The 13,803-nt window shown below is 70.7% G+C and carries 14 protein-coding genes and 1 tRNA gene; 9 read left to right on the plus strand and 6 right to left on the minus strand.

Annotated elements, in window-relative coordinates; all coding sequences use genetic code 11:
• Positions 1 to 35: 35 nt before the first annotated feature.
• A tRNA-Gly gene (locus tag RC2_RS00755) sits at positions 36 to 109 on the minus strand.
• Between the two features lie 70 nt (positions 110 to 179).
• On the opposite strand from RC2_RS00755, the gene dcd reads away from it, so the two are divergent.
• The 4 genes from dcd to RC2_RS00775 all read left to right on the plus strand — a co-directional run bounded on the left by dcd (position 180) and on the right by RC2_RS00775 (position 4,508).
• On the plus strand, positions 180 to 746 hold the full coding sequence (dcd, locus tag RC2_RS00760) for a dCTP deaminase (RefSeq protein ID WP_068153540.1): 567 nt from the start codon (positions 180 to 182) through the stop codon (positions 744 to 746).
• A gap of 95 nt (positions 747 to 841) precedes the next feature.
• Complete coding sequence (locus RC2_RS00765; RefSeq protein ID WP_072680900.1) at positions 842 to 2,365, plus strand: Hsp70 family protein; 1,524 nt, start codon at positions 842 to 844, stop codon at positions 2,363 to 2,365.
• Positions 2,366 to 2,402: 37 nt separating this feature from the next.
• Positions 2,403 to 3,515 carry a hypothetical protein gene (locus tag RC2_RS00770; protein WP_068147771.1) on the plus strand — a complete coding sequence of 371 codons (1,113 nt, stop codon included), beginning with the start codon at positions 2,403 to 2,405 and terminating at the stop codon, positions 3,513 to 3,515.
• 171 nt (positions 3,516 to 3,686) lie between these two features.
• Complete coding sequence (locus RC2_RS00775) at positions 3,687 to 4,508, plus strand: Hsp70 family protein (RefSeq protein WP_169818373.1); 822 nt, start codon at positions 3,687 to 3,689, stop codon at positions 4,506 to 4,508.
• Between the two features lie 87 nt (positions 4,509 to 4,595).
• Here the strand turns inward: RC2_RS00775 and RC2_RS00780 are convergent, their stop codons facing one another.
• Positions 4,596 to 5,036: an ATP-binding protein gene (locus RC2_RS00780; protein ID WP_068147778.1), complete on the minus strand. Its 441-nt coding sequence runs from the start codon at positions 5,034 to 5,036 to the stop codon at positions 4,596 to 4,598.
• A gap of 263 nt (positions 5,037 to 5,299) precedes the next feature.
• On the opposite strand from RC2_RS00780, the gene RC2_RS00785 reads away from it, so the two are divergent.
• The 4 genes from RC2_RS00785 (at position 5,300) to RC2_RS00800 (ending at position 9,815) form a co-directional block, all read left to right on the plus strand.
• The gene (locus RC2_RS00785; RefSeq protein WP_068147780.1) at positions 5,300 to 6,565 is read left to right on the plus strand and encodes a sensor domain-containing phosphodiesterase; all 1,266 of its coding nucleotides are present in this window, start codon (positions 5,300 to 5,302) and stop codon (positions 6,563 to 6,565) included.
• A 145-nt stretch (positions 6,566 to 6,710) separates the two neighbouring features.
• Positions 6,711 to 7,349 (plus strand): phosphate signaling complex protein PhoU, encoded by a 639-nt coding sequence (gene phoU / locus RC2_RS00790; RefSeq protein ID WP_068147795.1) that lies wholly within the window; start codon positions 6,711 to 6,713, stop codon positions 7,347 to 7,349.
• Positions 7,350 to 7,516: 167 nt separating this feature from the next.
• Positions 7,517 to 9,043 (plus strand): sugar transferase, encoded by a 1,527-nt coding sequence (locus RC2_RS00795; protein WP_503487595.1) that lies wholly within the window; start codon positions 7,517 to 7,519, stop codon positions 9,041 to 9,043.
• Between the two features lie 91 nt (positions 9,044 to 9,134).
• A complete protein-coding gene (locus tag RC2_RS00800) occupies positions 9,135 to 9,815 on the plus strand; it encodes a GAF domain-containing protein (protein WP_068147788.1) in 681 nt (226 codons plus the stop codon).
• A gap of 25 nt (positions 9,816 to 9,840) precedes the next feature.
• Here the strand turns inward: RC2_RS00800 and RC2_RS00805 are convergent, their stop codons facing one another.
• Entirely contained in the window at positions 9,841 to 10,647 is an 807-nt protein-coding gene (locus RC2_RS00805) for a GAF and ANTAR domain-containing protein (RefSeq protein ID WP_068147791.1), read from the minus strand.
• A gap of 76 nt (positions 10,648 to 10,723) precedes the next feature.
• Positions 10,724 to 11,473 carry a TetR/AcrR family transcriptional regulator gene (locus RC2_RS00810; RefSeq protein WP_371829116.1) on the minus strand — a complete coding sequence of 250 codons (750 nt, stop codon included), beginning with the start codon at positions 11,471 to 11,473 and terminating at the stop codon, positions 10,724 to 10,726.
• Between RC2_RS00810 and bluB the strand changes: the two genes are divergently transcribed.
• Entirely contained in the window at positions 11,472 to 12,086 is a 615-nt protein-coding gene (gene bluB, locus RC2_RS00815) for a 5,6-dimethylbenzimidazole synthase (RefSeq protein ID WP_072680902.1), read from the plus strand. The genes RC2_RS00810 and bluB overlap by 2 nt on opposite strands.
• Before the next feature lie 7 nt (positions 12,087 to 12,093).
• On the opposite strand, the gene RC2_RS00820 is transcribed toward bluB, so the two are convergent.
• Positions 12,094 to 12,456 carry an ArsR/SmtB family transcription factor gene (locus tag RC2_RS00820; RefSeq protein ID WP_068153281.1) on the minus strand — a complete coding sequence of 121 codons (363 nt, stop codon included), beginning with the start codon at positions 12,454 to 12,456 and terminating at the stop codon, positions 12,094 to 12,096.
• Positions 12,457 to 12,482: 26 nt separating this feature from the next.
• Positions 12,483 to 13,709, minus strand: coding sequence for an MFS transporter (locus tag RC2_RS00825; protein WP_068153279.1), 1,227 nt, complete (start codon positions 13,707 to 13,709; stop codon positions 12,483 to 12,485).
• Positions 13,710 to 13,803 lie beyond the last annotated feature (94 nt).

The raw sequence follows: 13,803 nt of genomic DNA on the forward strand, positions 1-13,803 counted from the left end.
CCGCGGCGGGAACGGGGCCGGGTGAGAGGGGCCGGTGGAGCCGATGACGGGAATCGAACCCGCGTATTCAGCTTGGGAAGCTGATGTTCTGCCATTGAACTACATCGGCGTGCGCGACCGGCGGGGCCGTGCAGCGCCCAGGTTATCAGGAGGTCGCGGCGGGTCAGTAGCCTGGCCGCGTGCTGCTTTCCGATCGTGACATCAGGGCCGAGGTGACGGCCGGGAGACTGGGTGTCGACCCGTTCGACGAGACGATGGTGCAGCCGTCGAGCGTGGACGTGCGGCTTGATTCGCTGTTCCGGGTCTTCGTCAACTCGAAGTACACCCACATCGATCCGAAGCAGCAGCAGGACGATCTGACGACGCTGGTGGAGCCGGGGGAGGGCGAGCCCTTCGTGCTGCATCCGGGCGAGTTCGTCCTGGGGTCGACGCTGGAGGCGATCACGCTGCCGGACGACCTCGCGGGCCGCCTCGAGGGCAAGTCCAGCCTGGGTCGTCTGGGACTCCTCACACATTCGACGGCGGGGTTCATCGACCCCGGTTTCAGCGGCCACATCACGTTGGAGCTGTCCAACGTGGCCAACCTGCCGATCACCCTCTGGCCGGGCATGAAGATCGGACAGTTGTGCCTGTTCAGGCTGTCCAGCCCGGCGGAGCGGCCGTACGGTTCGTCGACCCTCGGATCGAAGTACCAGGGACAACGCGGCCCGACGCCCTCGAAGGCCTATCTGAACTTCCGAACCTAGACTTTCGGTCGGTTTAGTCCGGCCATTACGTTGAAGCGCCCGGTTTGAGTCCGTACTATCGGTCTGTCCGTATTCGCGACCGATGGTGGTGACTCATGCCAGCCCAACTGTTCGGTGTCACGATGAGCACCGGCCTCGTCCGCGGCGCGACGGTGTCCGAGGCCGGTGAGTTGCTCGAGGTGACCGAGCGTCCCGTGTCCATGGACCGGGCGTTGGACAACGCGTGCGACGCCGCCCTGGAGCTGGCCGCGGCCGCGGGGCACGACGCACCGGTCATGGCGATCGGCGGCGATCCGGAGGACTGGGTCGGCCGCGGCGGAGTGCGGTTGATCGGGGAGTGCGACGCGTTCCTCGCGGCGGCCCGCGTCGAGGGGTGTGTCGACGACGTGCGGGTGGTCGCGGTGGTCGACGTCGGCCGCGTGGGCACGCGAATCCACGTGCTGGACACCCTGACCGGGCGCCTGATTTCCAGCGTCGGCACCGACGAGTTCTCCGGCGACGCCCTCACCATGGCCGTCACCTCGTACCTCTGGTCCACGTACGGCGCCGCCGAGCGCGGCGGGCCCGCCGAGATGTCGAGCCTCGCCGCTGCCTCCGATCGGGCCGTGCGCCTGCTGGGTACCGAGCGCGCCGTCGATCTGTCCGGACCGTTCGTGACCGATCCGGTTCGCCTGCGCCGCACCGAGTTCGACGCCATCGCGGCCGACTGCGCGGCACGCGTCCAGCCGCTGATCGACGACGCGGTGCGCCTCGGCGCGCAGGTCGTACTGCTGGTCGGCGGGGGCGCGGAATCGACGTCGGTGGTCGACGTCGTCGCCCACCGCACCGCCGCCCCGGTCCGTGTGCCGCGGCACCCCGCCGCGTTCTCCGCGATGGGTGCCGCGCACCTGTCCACCGTGATTCCCTCGGCGCGACTCTTCGCTGCGCCGCGCACCGTTCCCGCACAACGGGTTCCGGTGGTCGAGCGCACCGATCCCCCGGTGCCGGCGACGCCCGCGCCGATGGGCGCCCACGCCGCAGCCGGGCGGCGCCGATCCCCCCGTGTCGCCGCCGTCGCCGGAACTGCCGCGCTGGTGGCCGTCGCCACCCTGGGCGCGGCAGCGGGCGCGTCGGAGCGCGGGCCGGTCGATGTCCGGGCGACGGATCGCGTCGTGGCCACCTCGGGTGTGTCGACGCCGGACGCCACGCCCGCGCAGACCCGCCCTCAGGGCGCCGCGCCGGCACCGACGTCGGCCGACACCCCCACGACCACGACGGCCACGACGGCCCCCACCCTCCCCCTGACGGACGTCGCCGGCACGGTCACGTCGCCTCCGCCGGTGACCACGTCGACCGATCCGCGGCAGCCGACCGCCACGGCACCGTCGTCGGGAAGCGCGGCGAACTCGCCCTCGACGGCCGGCAACACCGGGCCCGGACGCTCCTCGGCGGCGAACGGCGGTGGTGGCCGGGACACCCCGCCCACCCGCGACCGTGACGACGACCCCACGCCGCACCCTCCGGCCACCACCTCGGTGCCCAGTACGCCGGCGACGACGTCCGCGCCGCCGGTGACCACGACCGTCCCCAGCACGTCGTCCGCCCCGTCGACGCCTCGCACCACCACCTCGCATCGATGAGGGCCATCGTCACCAGCGGTCACGGAAGGCTGCGCGCATGCACATCGCTCTAGGGGTCGTCGTCGACGAGGATTCGGTCACGGCCGCCCTCGTCGACGTGGACCTGCCGCAGCTCGGCCCGGTGGACGAGCGGACCACCCGTCTCGGCGGCGGGGACGTCGGTGACGCCGTCGCCGCCGCCATCGGCGTCATGTCGTTGCGCGCCAAGCGCGCCGACCTCGGCGTGCACGACACCGCGGTGGCGCTCGCCGACCCGTCGCTGTGGCCGAGCGTGTCTCGCGCCCTCGAGCATCACCTGCTCACCGGCGTCGCACTCGTGGACCTCGACCGTCTGTCGGCCGTCGACCCCGACGGTCGGTACGGCGCACCGGTGGGTGCGGCCCTGTGGGCCGATCGCGGCGCGACCGTCGCCGCCCCGGTTGAGATCGCCGACGCACCCGATGCGCCGGCGCGCACCTCGCCACGGCGTCGCGGCATGGCCGTGGTGGGCGCCGGAGTGGCGGCGGCCGTGATCGCGGCGTCCGTCACCGTGTGGGCCGCCACCACCGCGCCCCGTGTGGTGTCGGAGCCGACGCCGGGTGCGGTCGAGCAGGCGACCTCGAACGGGACGAACGGAACGACCGTCCCGCCGACCCCCGGTGTGGCGACGCCACCGTCGAGCGCGCCCTCGTCGTCGCCGTCCCCCGACGACGGGAACGCGGTGCCCGGGGCCGACGGCGGTGCCGGAGACGTCGCTCCTCGTCCGGCAGTGCCCGCGCCGGCGGGGTCTTCCGCGTCGTCGGGGTCGTCGGGGTCGCCCGGGTCTTCTGGGCCTTTCGCGGCGCGTCCCGACTCGCCGTCGGTGCCGCGTCCGCAGTCCGGTGGCGGGTCGCCGTACGCGGGCGGCGGCACCTCGTCCGGCGGCGGAGGCACGTCGGGCGGTGGAACCTCGGGTGGCGGCACGACGGGTGGCGGCAGCACCGGGACCCCCGGCACCGGCTCACCCGGGACCGGCGGGGGAACGCCGAGCACCGGTGGTGGCAGCACCACCGTCGACCCGCCCGTCGTGACGCCTGATCCCACGGAGACCGACCCGGAACCCGAGCCGTCCGTCCCGAACGACTCCGAGCCACAGTCACGCCCGAGCGACGGGTCGACGGGCGGCGAGTGAACGCCGTGTAGTGAAACAAACCAAAGCTCCGCAAACTGTTGCCAGTGCAGCCGCTGTGCAGGTTTAAGCTTCTCCCGACGGCGCAGGGCGACGACACGGGGCGGACAGATGCGAGCAGTGGTGGGGGTCTCTCTCGGTGCATCCGCAGTTCGTGCGGCGATCATGGACCCGATGGGGCGTGCGCTGCTCGGCACCGAGTCGGTCACGGTTCCTCGGGGGCGTGACCGGCTCGAGGCCGCGGTGGAGGTCGTCGATTCGGTCTGCGCACGTCATGCCGGCAATCGCGAGAGTGCTGTGCTGGTCGTCCCGGACGACCCTCGCTGCCGGGTCGGGTCCGCCGCGACCGTTCTGCACGAGGGTGGGTGCGTGCGGGTCGCGTCGGAACTCGGCGCCCAGTTGACCTACCTGACCCTGCGCGGGCTGGTGGAGCCCCAGTCCACGATCGCGGTGGTCGACATCGGTAAGTCCGGCACGTCGGTGTCCGTGGTCGACGTCGGCAGCGGGATCGTGCACGATGCGGACTGGTCCGACGCGTTCCGCGGGGCCACGGTGGCCGCGGCGGTGCGAGAGCACCTGCTCGCCGCCTACGGCACCTCCGCTCCGCGCACTGCGAGCGCCGACGCCACACTCGACGACGGAGTCGAGTGGGCTCTCGAGATGCTCGCGGTGCACCGTGCGGTGCAGGTGGGCGGGCCGTTCCTCGGTGGCTCGGTGACGGTGTTCCGGACGACGGTCGATCGCCTGGTGCTCGATGCGGTGACGGCCGTGTCCTCGTGGGTGTACGACGTGGTGGCCCGCGGTCGGCGCCGCGTGGACACGGTGGTGTTGGTGGGCGGGCCGGCCAACCTTCCGCTGGTGCGTGGCGTGTTCGCGCAGCAATGGGGTGAGGCGCTGGTGATGCCCGCGGAGCCGCAGTCGTTGGCGGCGCGAGGAGCGGCGGTGCTGGCGGCGAGGACCGCGTTGGCGGGCCGGCAGTACGCGTCCGCGTCGTAGCGCGACGCGAGTTTTCCCGCACTATCGCGGTGACATCGGCGGATCCGCGGATTCGGTCTCGATCGTGTGGCAGAACTCGCGCGGCAACTACAGGTGCCAGCGCATCGTCACGACGGTCCCCTCCGGCGAGGTGTCGACGGTGGCGTGATCGGCCAACGCGTGGATGAGCGGGAGCCCTCGCCCCCGTCGCGGATCGTCCTCGTGGTCCATCCACCGGCCGTGATCGGCCACGTCGACGGCGACGGTACGGTCGTCGGTCACCACGGCATGCAGCGTCACGGTGCAGGCGTCCTCGGGGGCGACGTCGCCGCAGTACGCGTGCTCGACGCTGTTGGCCAGCGCCTCGTAGGTCGCCAGCGTGATGTCCTGACAACGCTCGTCGTCGATTCCGTGGGTCTCGAGCCAGCGCTGCACGTCGGTGCGTACGGACGACAGTCGTCGGGGCTCGGCGGGGATGTCGACCAGGGCGAGTTCGCGGGCGGGCATCGCCTCCGCGGTGTCCGTGTGCTGCGCCAACCCTGCCGTCATGCGCGGTCTGTACCCACTGCGTGAGCCTCTCTCACACGCCCGCTACGGGAAGTTCGTCACAGACCGGTCACAGCGACGGTTTACGACCAGGTAAATTGGACCGTCGACGGAGAAGTGGAAACTTTTTTCTTCCCCGCACCGATACTTCGCAGCGGTGGTACCGAATCCCTGTCCGCGGGAACTCGTGATCCAGGTCACGTGGCCCCGGCGGATGTGATCAGCGAGGCGACCGACGGGACCGAATCGACAGAACGGAGCGGCCGATGCACAGAACGGCGCAGCGCCGTCGCAGCGAGTCGGCACGCAACTACGTCGACTTCTCGGTCGAGGACCCCTCGCTCGACACCCTGCTGTCGCTGGCGGCCACCACCCTGGGCTTCACCACCGCCATGGTGAACATCATCGACGAGGACCGGCAGTACACCGTCGCCCAGCACGGCGATCGCGGGCCGACCGTGATGCCCCGCGACGACGCCACCTGCGCCCTCGTCGTCGACGCGGGTCGTCCGGTCGCGATCAGCGACTGCCGTCGTGACGCGCGGTCGACGGACCCGGTGACCGCCGCCGCGGCGGCCAACCTGGTGCGGCTCGACTACCGGTCCTATGTCGCCGTTCCCCTCGTGGGCCGCGAGGGGCTGGTGATCGGCACGCTCTGCGTCGTCGACGCCGAGCCGCATCCTGCGGGGGAGTACGTCCTGTCGACGTTGTCCGACTTCGCGCGCCTGGTGGAGTCGCACCTCGACTCGATCCGGGGGCACGGCCGGTCCTTGTGGGCGCCGCGGGGCCCCGGCGCGGTCCTGGCGGAAGGCGAGATCGTCCCCTACTTCCAGCCCATCGTCGATCTCGATTCCGGGGACGTCGTCGCCTTCGAGGCTCTGGCGCGTCTGCTGCGCCCGTCGAGTACCGGGGTGGACGTGGTCCCGCCGGAGGACTTCTTCTCCGCCGTCGCCGAGACCGACCTCGAGATCGACGTCGACCACACGGTGCTCGCCGGCGCGCTGACGGCATTCGCCGGGTGGCTGACCGACGTGCCGACGCTCGATCTCCACGTCAACCTCTGCGCTCGGCACCTCGGGGTGGCCCGAGCGGTCGAGCAGCTCGACGAGATCGTCACCGCGTCGTCGGTTCCGCCGCAGCGAGTCGTCTTCGAACTGACCGAGACTCGGTCCTACACGGATTCCCCGCGGGCGGTGGCCTTCGTGCGGGACCTTCGGCTGCGGGGATACCGCGTGGTGTTGGACGATCTGGGAACCGGTCACTCGAGCCTCGAGCGTCTCGTGGAACTGCCGGTCGACGGATTCAAGGTGGACAAGGCCCTGAGCCACCGCATGGGCTCGCCGGACGGGGACACTCTCGTGGGCGCCCTGACGGGTTTCGCCTCGGTGACCGAGCGCAGTGTGGTGGTCGAGGGCATCGAGACGGAGGAACAGGCGCGGTCGGCGCGGCACAACGGATGCACGCTCGTGCAGGGTTTCCTCTACTCTCGCGCTGTGCCTGCAGCCGACGTGCGTGCTCTCGGTCTCGTGTGACCGGAGCGCACAGCGGTGTGAGGGACGGACAGACGTCAAGCGGCTCGAGGAAACGTGGCTGCCGCGTGAACGGGCGCCGTGAACCGGAGCCGGGCGAACCCCACGCCGGGTGGAGGGTCGCGGTGTCGACAGTCGGGAGTCGACGATGAGAAATGCATACACCGCTCAGCTGGGCGATCTGAACGCCGATCTGTGCGAGTTGGCCACCGGCGCCGAGGAGGCGATGCGGGTGGCCAGTCGAGCGCTGCTCGACGCGGACCTGCGGGCGGCCGAGGAGGTCATCGCCCGCGGTGAGGCGCTGGCCGAACTCGGTACCCGTTGCGAGGACGAGGCCGTCAAGGTGCTCGCCCTGCAGGCGCCGGTGGCCGCGGATCTCCGCCGGGTCTTCTCCGCGGTTCGGATCAGCAGCGACCTCGCAAGAATGGTCGGTCTGTCCGTTCACATCGCGGAAGCGGCGCGCCGTCGCTTTCCGGAGCCGATCGTTCCCACCGATCTGATCGAGCCGTTCGAGGAAATGGCGCGACTGTGCCTGGAGATGTGCGCGCGCATCGTGGCAGCGCTGCAGTCGAGCGAGCTCGAGCACGTCGAGGACCTCGATCGGATGGACGATCGGGTGGACGAGCTCAAGTCGGTCGTCGTGGACCGAGTGGTGGCCGAGGACGGACCGGATGTCGTCAACGCGGTCGACGTGGCGTTGTTGGGACGGTATTTCGAGCGCTATGCCGATCAAATAGTGGATGTCGCGTCCAGAATCGTTTTCTTCGTCAGTGGGCGAAAGAACTGAATTGGAAGATCACGTCATTCGTTCGGTTGCTTTTGGTGAGATCCAACGATGTGGGCGCGGCCACTGTGCTCCACTGTGCACGTCCTGCGAACAGGCAATAAGGTAACGGACTGACGAGTCGGATCGATGAACCGGCCGTGCCCGTTCTCGTTTCGAAAGGTTCGCGCGTGTCTGCACCCAACTTCGCGGAAAGTGTGTCGCTCGGCGACGCATCAGGCGAGAATTCGTCGACCTCGGGACGAATTCGCCGCCCCCGCCGGGTGACGTCGCGCCGCGAGTGGGAACGGGGTCTCGTCGATCGCGTGCGGCTGGCCGACACCGTGGTGGTGATCGCTGCCGTCGTCTGCGCGCAGGTGGTGCGGTTCGGTGCACCCCACCTCGCGTCCATCGCGTCCATCGACTACACGGTGGTGTCGGTCCTGCTCGCCGGGACGTGGCTGGCGTTCCTGTCCATCTTCCGGACCCGATCCCCGCGGGTGCTCGGCAGCGGCGCCGAGGAGTACCGGCGCATCCTGTCGGCCACGTTCCGCCTGTTCGGCCTCGTCGCCATCGTCTCGCTGCTCGCGCGCATCGAGCTGGCCCGCGGGTATCTCGCGATCGCACTGCCCTTCGGGCTGATCGGTCTGCTGGTCTCCCGCTGGTTGTTCCGTCGTCACCTCGCCCGGCAGCGGCGCGAGGGACGGTTCACGACGTCGGTGGTCATCGTCGGCAGCCACGCGTCCGCGCACGCGATGGCCCGGTCCTTCGCCCGCGACGCGTCGGCCGGGTACGCCGTGGTCGGCGTGTGCCTTCCGCGAACCCAGCAGGTGGCGGACGAGCAGTTGTCGGTGGACGGGCTCTCGCTGCCGATCCTCGGCGACGAGAACGACGTGCTCGCGGCCATCGAGGCGTCGGGCGCGGACACCGTCGCCGTGACCGCGACCGATCACATCGGCCACGAGGGCATCCGCCGCATGGTGTGGGACCTCGAGAAGAAGAACGTCGACCTGGTGGTCGCGCCCGGCGTGGTCGACGTGGCGGGCCCGCGCCTGCACATGCGGCCCGTGGCCGGCCTGCCGCTGATCCACGTGGAGAAGCCGCAGTACAACGGCGCCAGCCGGTTCGGGAAGACGGCGTTCGACCTGGTCTTCGCCTGCGCCGCGCTGCTGGCGGTCCTGCCCCTGTTCCTGGTGGTCGCGGTGCTGATCAAGGTCACCAGCCGCGGTCCGGTCTTCTACCGCTCCGAGCGCATGGGTCTCGACGGCACGCCGTTCCAGATGATCAAGTTCCGCTCGATGGTGCAGGATGCGGATTCCCGGATCGAGGACCTGCTCGCCCTCAACGACAGCGACGGCGGCGTGCTGTTCAAGATGCGGGAGGACCCGCGGGTCACCGCGGTCGGACGCGTCCTGCGTCGGTTGAGCATCGACGAGTTGCCGCAGCTGTTCAACGTCCTGCGGCGCGAGATGTCCATCGTCGGCCCCCGTCCACCGCTGCGCCGCGAGGTGGAGACGTACGACGGCGACGTGCGCCGACGGCTGCTGGTGAAGCCGGGTCTCACCGGTCTCTGGCAGGTCAGCGGTCGCTCCGATCTGTCCTGGGAGGAAGCGGTCCGCCTCGATCTCAGTTACGTCGAGAACTGGTCGATGACCGGCGACATGCTCATCGTGCTCAAGACGATCAAGGCGGTCGCGTCCAGCGACGGCGCCTACTGATCCGAGGTCGTCGGCCGCCGGTCTCGGTTGAGAAGTCCGTGACCGGGGCACTCGATGGTCGACGAGGCGATCGAGGACTGGGAGCACGGCTATGTGGCGCACCGACGGGGCCCACGCGGTCCGTGCGCTCGCCGATCTCTGTCGTCCGTTGGTCCGCTACACCGCCTGTGACGGCGCGTCGGTGGCGCTGATCAGTCACGCCGCGCACGACATCCTGTACGCCACGGACGAGGTCGCGCTGGCTCTCGACGATCTGCAGTTCGCGACGGGTCACGGCCCGTGTTTCGACGCGCTGCGCACGGGGTCGCCCGTCCTCGTCGACGACGTCGCGCGGGAGGCGGACAGCCGCTGGCCGGGATTCTCCGCCGACGCGACGCGCATCGGCGTGGGCAGCATCGTCGCGGTCCCGTTGTCGGCCGCGCAGGCCCCCATCGGGGTGTTGGAGCTGCACCGCGGAGGTGCGGGTGCGTTGACGGCACGGCAGCTCGACGCGGTGGACCACTGCGCCGCCGAGATCGCCCGGACGCTGCTGGAGATGGTGGCGCACAGCGAGTCCGGCGACCCCGGTTTCCCCCGGCTGCGCCCGCACGTCGACATGGCCGTGGGCATGATCATGGTGCAGTTGTCGGTGTCGCCGGACGATGCCCTCTCGCGTCTGCGCGCGGCCGCCTACGCGGCGCGTCGGCCCGTCGAGGAGCTGGCGGTCGACGTCACCGAGCGGCGGGCGCGCTTCCACCGCGGGCAGGACACCTCGGACTCCACCGGCGGTTGAGTGCCCCGACGCGGCGAGGACCCGTCTACTGCTCGAGCACGCGCTGGTGGACCGTCATGAGCACCTTGCCGAGCTCGTCGGCGAACGCGCCGGGCGCCGTGTCCAGCGTCGCCAGGTCGGTGACGAACTGCTCGGCCAGGTCGCGCACCTTCACGTTGGTGGTCTGGGACCGCCAGAGCAGTAGGTCGAACGCCTTGTCGGCGGTGACGCCGAGAGTGACCATCAACGCGCCCTTGGCCTGCTCGATCGCGGCGCGCGATTCCATGGCGGCGGCATACCCCTCGACGCGTCGAGCGGCCTGCACGGCGCGCTCGTCGGCCGACAGGACGGACTGCGCGGCCCGGACGTAGATGCGCAAGGCCTGTTCGTCCACGGTGTCGAAATCATGCCCGTGGTGGCCGTAGAGGTTGAGGGCGCCGACGTATTCCTCGCCGGCGGTGATGGGGGCGGACAGGAAGCTCGTGACGTCCACGAGCTCGATGGCGCGGGCGAAGGCAGGCCAGCGCTCAGCGGCCTGCGTGCGGTCGGCGCGCACGATGGTGCGGGTGACCGCCGCGTCGATGCAGGGACCCTCCTGCTGCTCGTACTGCGCCGCGTCGATGGCCAGGACGAACGCCTCGGTGGTGGCGGCGGTGGTGGTGGACCCGGCACGCAGAACGGTCACCCCCGCAGCGTCCGCGCCGGGCACAGCGGCGACGACGCGAGTGCAGATCGACGCGAGTTTCGCCTCGGGCGAGTCGAAGGACCGGACCACCGCGTCGAGGTCCTTGATCGCCTCGGCGAGAGCGGTGAGCACCTCACCGGCGGCGCTGAACTCGTGTCCTGCGGTCATGGCGAGCCCTCACGTCGGCGAACTGTTTCACCGCAACGGGATCTGTGTCCGTGCACGGGTGGTGCGACGGGTCACGCTACTCCGCGGGGTCGGCAGCGCGTCCCACCTCTTCCGGATCCAGTCGGGTCAGCAGGCTCTGCAGCCCGGCGTCGAAGTCGGCGGTGCCCGGATCGCGCGACAGTTCGGTCTTCAACCGGACCACCGTCGGGAACTCCGTCGGATCCAGGGAATCGGACTCGGCGGAGTCGACGTCGCCGGTTCCGGCGACCTCGAGCAAGAGGTGACCGAGCAGGAAGCTGGTGTACGAGCGGTAGGCCGATGCCGCCGCCGGAGCGTCGAACCCGAAGCCCATGAGACTGGCGAGGAAATTCTCGAGCCATCGCACACTGCGCAGTGGCGGCCGCACCCACGGGGCCGCGGGCGGGCGGGTCGCGATGAGGGGGAAGACCTGCGGGTGGGCCAGGGCCATGCGGCGTACTCCGTGGGCCAGCCGGGTCAGATAGTCCCGCCACCCGTCCGCGCCCTCCGCGAGCACGTGTGGGTCGCTGTCCAGATCGTCGATGACCTGCTCGACGATGCCGTCCAGCAGATCGTCCTTGCCGGCGAAGTAGTGATAGAGCGCCATGGCTTCGACACCGAGGCTGGACCCCAGCCGCCGCATGGTCAGATCGCGCGCGCCGTGGCGATCGATGAAGTCGATACCGGCGCGGAGAATCACCGTACGGGTCAGCTGACCGCGTCCGGGCGTCGCCGAAGACACCACCTTGCCCCTTTTCTCGAGACGATTGCCGACACTGTATGCCCCGTCTGGCACCGTTTCGGACATGGATGTGTTCGAGGCGATCGCCCGACGGCGTGATGTGCGTCGCGAATTCACCGGCGACGTCGTTGCCGACGACGTCCTGTGGCGCGTTCTGCAGGCCGCCCACCGGGCGCCGAGCGTCGGGAACAGCCAACCGTGGGACTTCGTCGTCGTGCGGGAGCGGGCCACGTTGCGCCGGTTCGCCGAGCACGTCGCGGCGCGTCGTGCGGATTTCGCGGCGTCGTTGCCGCCGGACCGGGCCGCGACGTTCGACCCGATCCGCATCGAGGGCATCGAGACGAGCGGGACGGGCGTCGTCGTCACCTACGACGACGCGCGCGGCGGTGAGCACGTGCTCGGCCGGGCCACGGTGCGCGAGACCGGTCTGCTGTCGGTGGCGTTGGCGATCGAGAATCTGTGGCTCGCGGCGACGGCCGAGGGTATCGGCGTCGGGTGGGTGTCGTTCTACGACGAGGCGTTCCTGCGGGATCTGCTTGGTGTCGACGGGACGCCGCGTCCGGTCGCGTGGCTGTGCGTCGGGCCCGTCGAGGCGCTGCAGGACGTGCCCGACCTCGAGCGGTTCGGCTGGCGGCCCCGGCGACCGTTGGCCGACGCCGTGCGCTGGGAGCGATGGTGACTCGTTGTCACTCGTGCGGCGGCTCGCCGGTCACGACGTGGTCGGCGTGGTTGATGCCTTCTCGCACCAGCCGCGCGAGGTGCCCGTCGCGGATGCGGTAGACCACGCGCCGACCCTCCCGGCGCGTGTCCACCAGTCCGGTGAAACGCAGCTTGGCCAGGTGCTGGCTCACGGCGGTGCGGGAGGCGCCGCACGCGTCGACGAGGGCGGTCACGTCCGCTTCGCCGTCGGTGAGGGTCCACAGGATGTGCAGACGGGTGGGGTCGGCCAGCATGCGAAAGGTGTTGGTGGCGGCGTCGAGTCGCGCTGTGTCGGGGTCGACGGGATGAATCAGGGACGGACGGCGAGTGCGGTCCTGTTCACCGGCCACGGCCGTCACCACCCTGCTCGTCGGAGTCACACGGGGACCGGCTCGGCCACCGTGCGCGGCCAGGTCCGCGCCGCTGCTGCTGCGGTGAGTGTAGCGAGCACCGCCGCCGTGGCCGGGGCGGCGACGGGAGTCGACGCGAGCACGCCCGCCAGGGGATAGGTGACGAGGAAGCAGGCGTGCGAGAGGGAGAACTGGGCGGCGAAGACGAGGGGCCGGTCGGCCTCGGCGGTGCGATCACGCAGGACGCGGCCGCTCGGAGTGGAGATTGCCGACGTCGCGGCGCCGAGCACTGCCCACCCGGTCGCCAGGACGGCCCAGCCGCCGCCGGCGGCGAAACCAGCGGCGACGAGGGCGAGGACGGCCGACACCGCAGCGGCGCCGACGAGCATGACCGGCCGGACGTCGTGCACTCGGTCGAGCAGCCGGGGGAGCGCGAGGGCCGTGACCATCGACCCCGCGCCGAAGCAGGCCAGGGCGAGGGCGACGGCGGTCTCGCCGCCGCCTAGCTCGTCGCGGACGATCGTGACGGTGGCGACGAGCACCACGGCGGTTCCCGACGCCACCACGGCGTTCAGCCAGAGCAGCCCGCGGAGCACAGGGTCGGCCAGCATGATGCGGGCTCCCGCGGTGACGCGGGCGCGGCGGTTCGTCGCGTCGACCCGGTCGGCGGGTATCGGCGCGTCGGCCCGCCGGGCGAGACCGCGCCACACCAACAGTCCCGATCCGAGGAATCCCACGAGCGTGCCGACGAACAGCGAGTGGTAACTCGTCACCAGCAGGGCGGCGGCGGCGAGGACGGGGCTGAGGACGGATTCCAGGTCGTAGGCGAGCCGGGAGAGGGAGAGGGCGCGGGTGTAGTCGCGCTCGTCGGGCAGGACGGTGGGGATGACGGCCTGGAACGCGGGCGTGAAGGTCGCAGAGGCGGATTGGAGGACGGCGATCAGGACGTAGATCTGCCAGACCTGGTCGACGAACGGCAGGGCGAGAGCGACGGCGGCGCGCACCGCGTCCGCGCTCACCATGAGCGTGCGTCGCGGAACCCGGTGTGCCGCAGCGGACATGACCGGCGCGACGACGACGTACGCGATCATCTTGATGGCCAGCGCGAGCCCGAGGACGAGACCGGCGTCGGTGCCCGCGAGGTCGTAGGCGAGCAGGCCGAGGGCGACGGTGAGCAGTCCGGTGCCGACCAGAGCCACCACCTGGGCGGCGAACAGCGGGCGAAATCGCGGATTTCCGAGGACGGACCACATGGCCGCGACTGTACTCACGTGTTCGCACGTGTGCACACGAGAACGCGTGGTGCGGGCGCGGAAGTCGGCGGCCGCCGTCGTGGGATCGACGAAG

The sequence above is a fragment of the Rhodococcoides corynebacterioides NBRC 14404 genome (assembly GCF_001894765.1).
Lineage (GTDB): Bacteria > Actinomycetota > Actinomycetes > Mycobacteriales > Mycobacteriaceae > Rhodococcoides > Rhodococcoides corynebacterioides.

Bases quoted from the DNA above. Each gene is read 5' to 3' on its own strand.
- RC2_RS00765 (WP_072680900.1), top strand. From the start codon at position 842: ATGCCAGCCCAACTGTTCGGTGTCACGATGAGCACCGGCCTCGTCCGC.
- RC2_RS00770 (WP_068147771.1), top strand. From the start codon at position 2,403: ATGCACATCGCTCTAGGGGTCGTCGTCGACGAGGATTCGGTCACGGCC.
- RC2_RS00775 (WP_169818373.1), top strand. From the start codon at position 3,687: ATGGGGCGTGCGCTGCTCGGCACCGAGTCGGTCACGGTTCCTCGGGGG.
- RC2_RS00780 (WP_068147778.1), bottom strand. From the start codon at position 5,036: ATGACGGCAGGGTTGGCGCAGCACACGGACACCGCGGAGGCGATGCCC.
- RC2_RS00785 (WP_068147780.1), top strand. From the start codon at position 5,300: ATGCACAGAACGGCGCAGCGCCGTCGCAGCGAGTCGGCACGCAACTAC.
- phoU (WP_068147795.1), top strand. From the start codon at position 6,711: ATGAGAAATGCATACACCGCTCAGCTGGGCGATCTGAACGCCGATCTG.
- RC2_RS00800 (WP_068147788.1), top strand. From the start codon at position 9,135: ATGTGGCGCACCGACGGGGCCCACGCGGTCCGTGCGCTCGCCGATCTC.
- RC2_RS00805 (WP_068147791.1), bottom strand. From the start codon at position 10,647: ATGACCGCAGGACACGAGTTCAGCGCCGCCGGTGAGGTGCTCACCGCT.
- bluB (WP_072680902.1), top strand. From the start codon at position 11,472: ATGGATGTGTTCGAGGCGATCGCCCGACGGCGTGATGTGCGTCGCGAA.
- RC2_RS00810 (WP_371829116.1), bottom strand. From the start codon at position 11,473: ATGTCCGAAACGGTGCCAGACGGGGCATACAGTGTCGGCAATCGTCTC.
- RC2_RS00825 (WP_068153279.1), bottom strand. From the start codon at position 13,709: ATGTGGTCCGTCCTCGGAAATCCGCGATTTCGCCCGCTGTTCGCCGCC.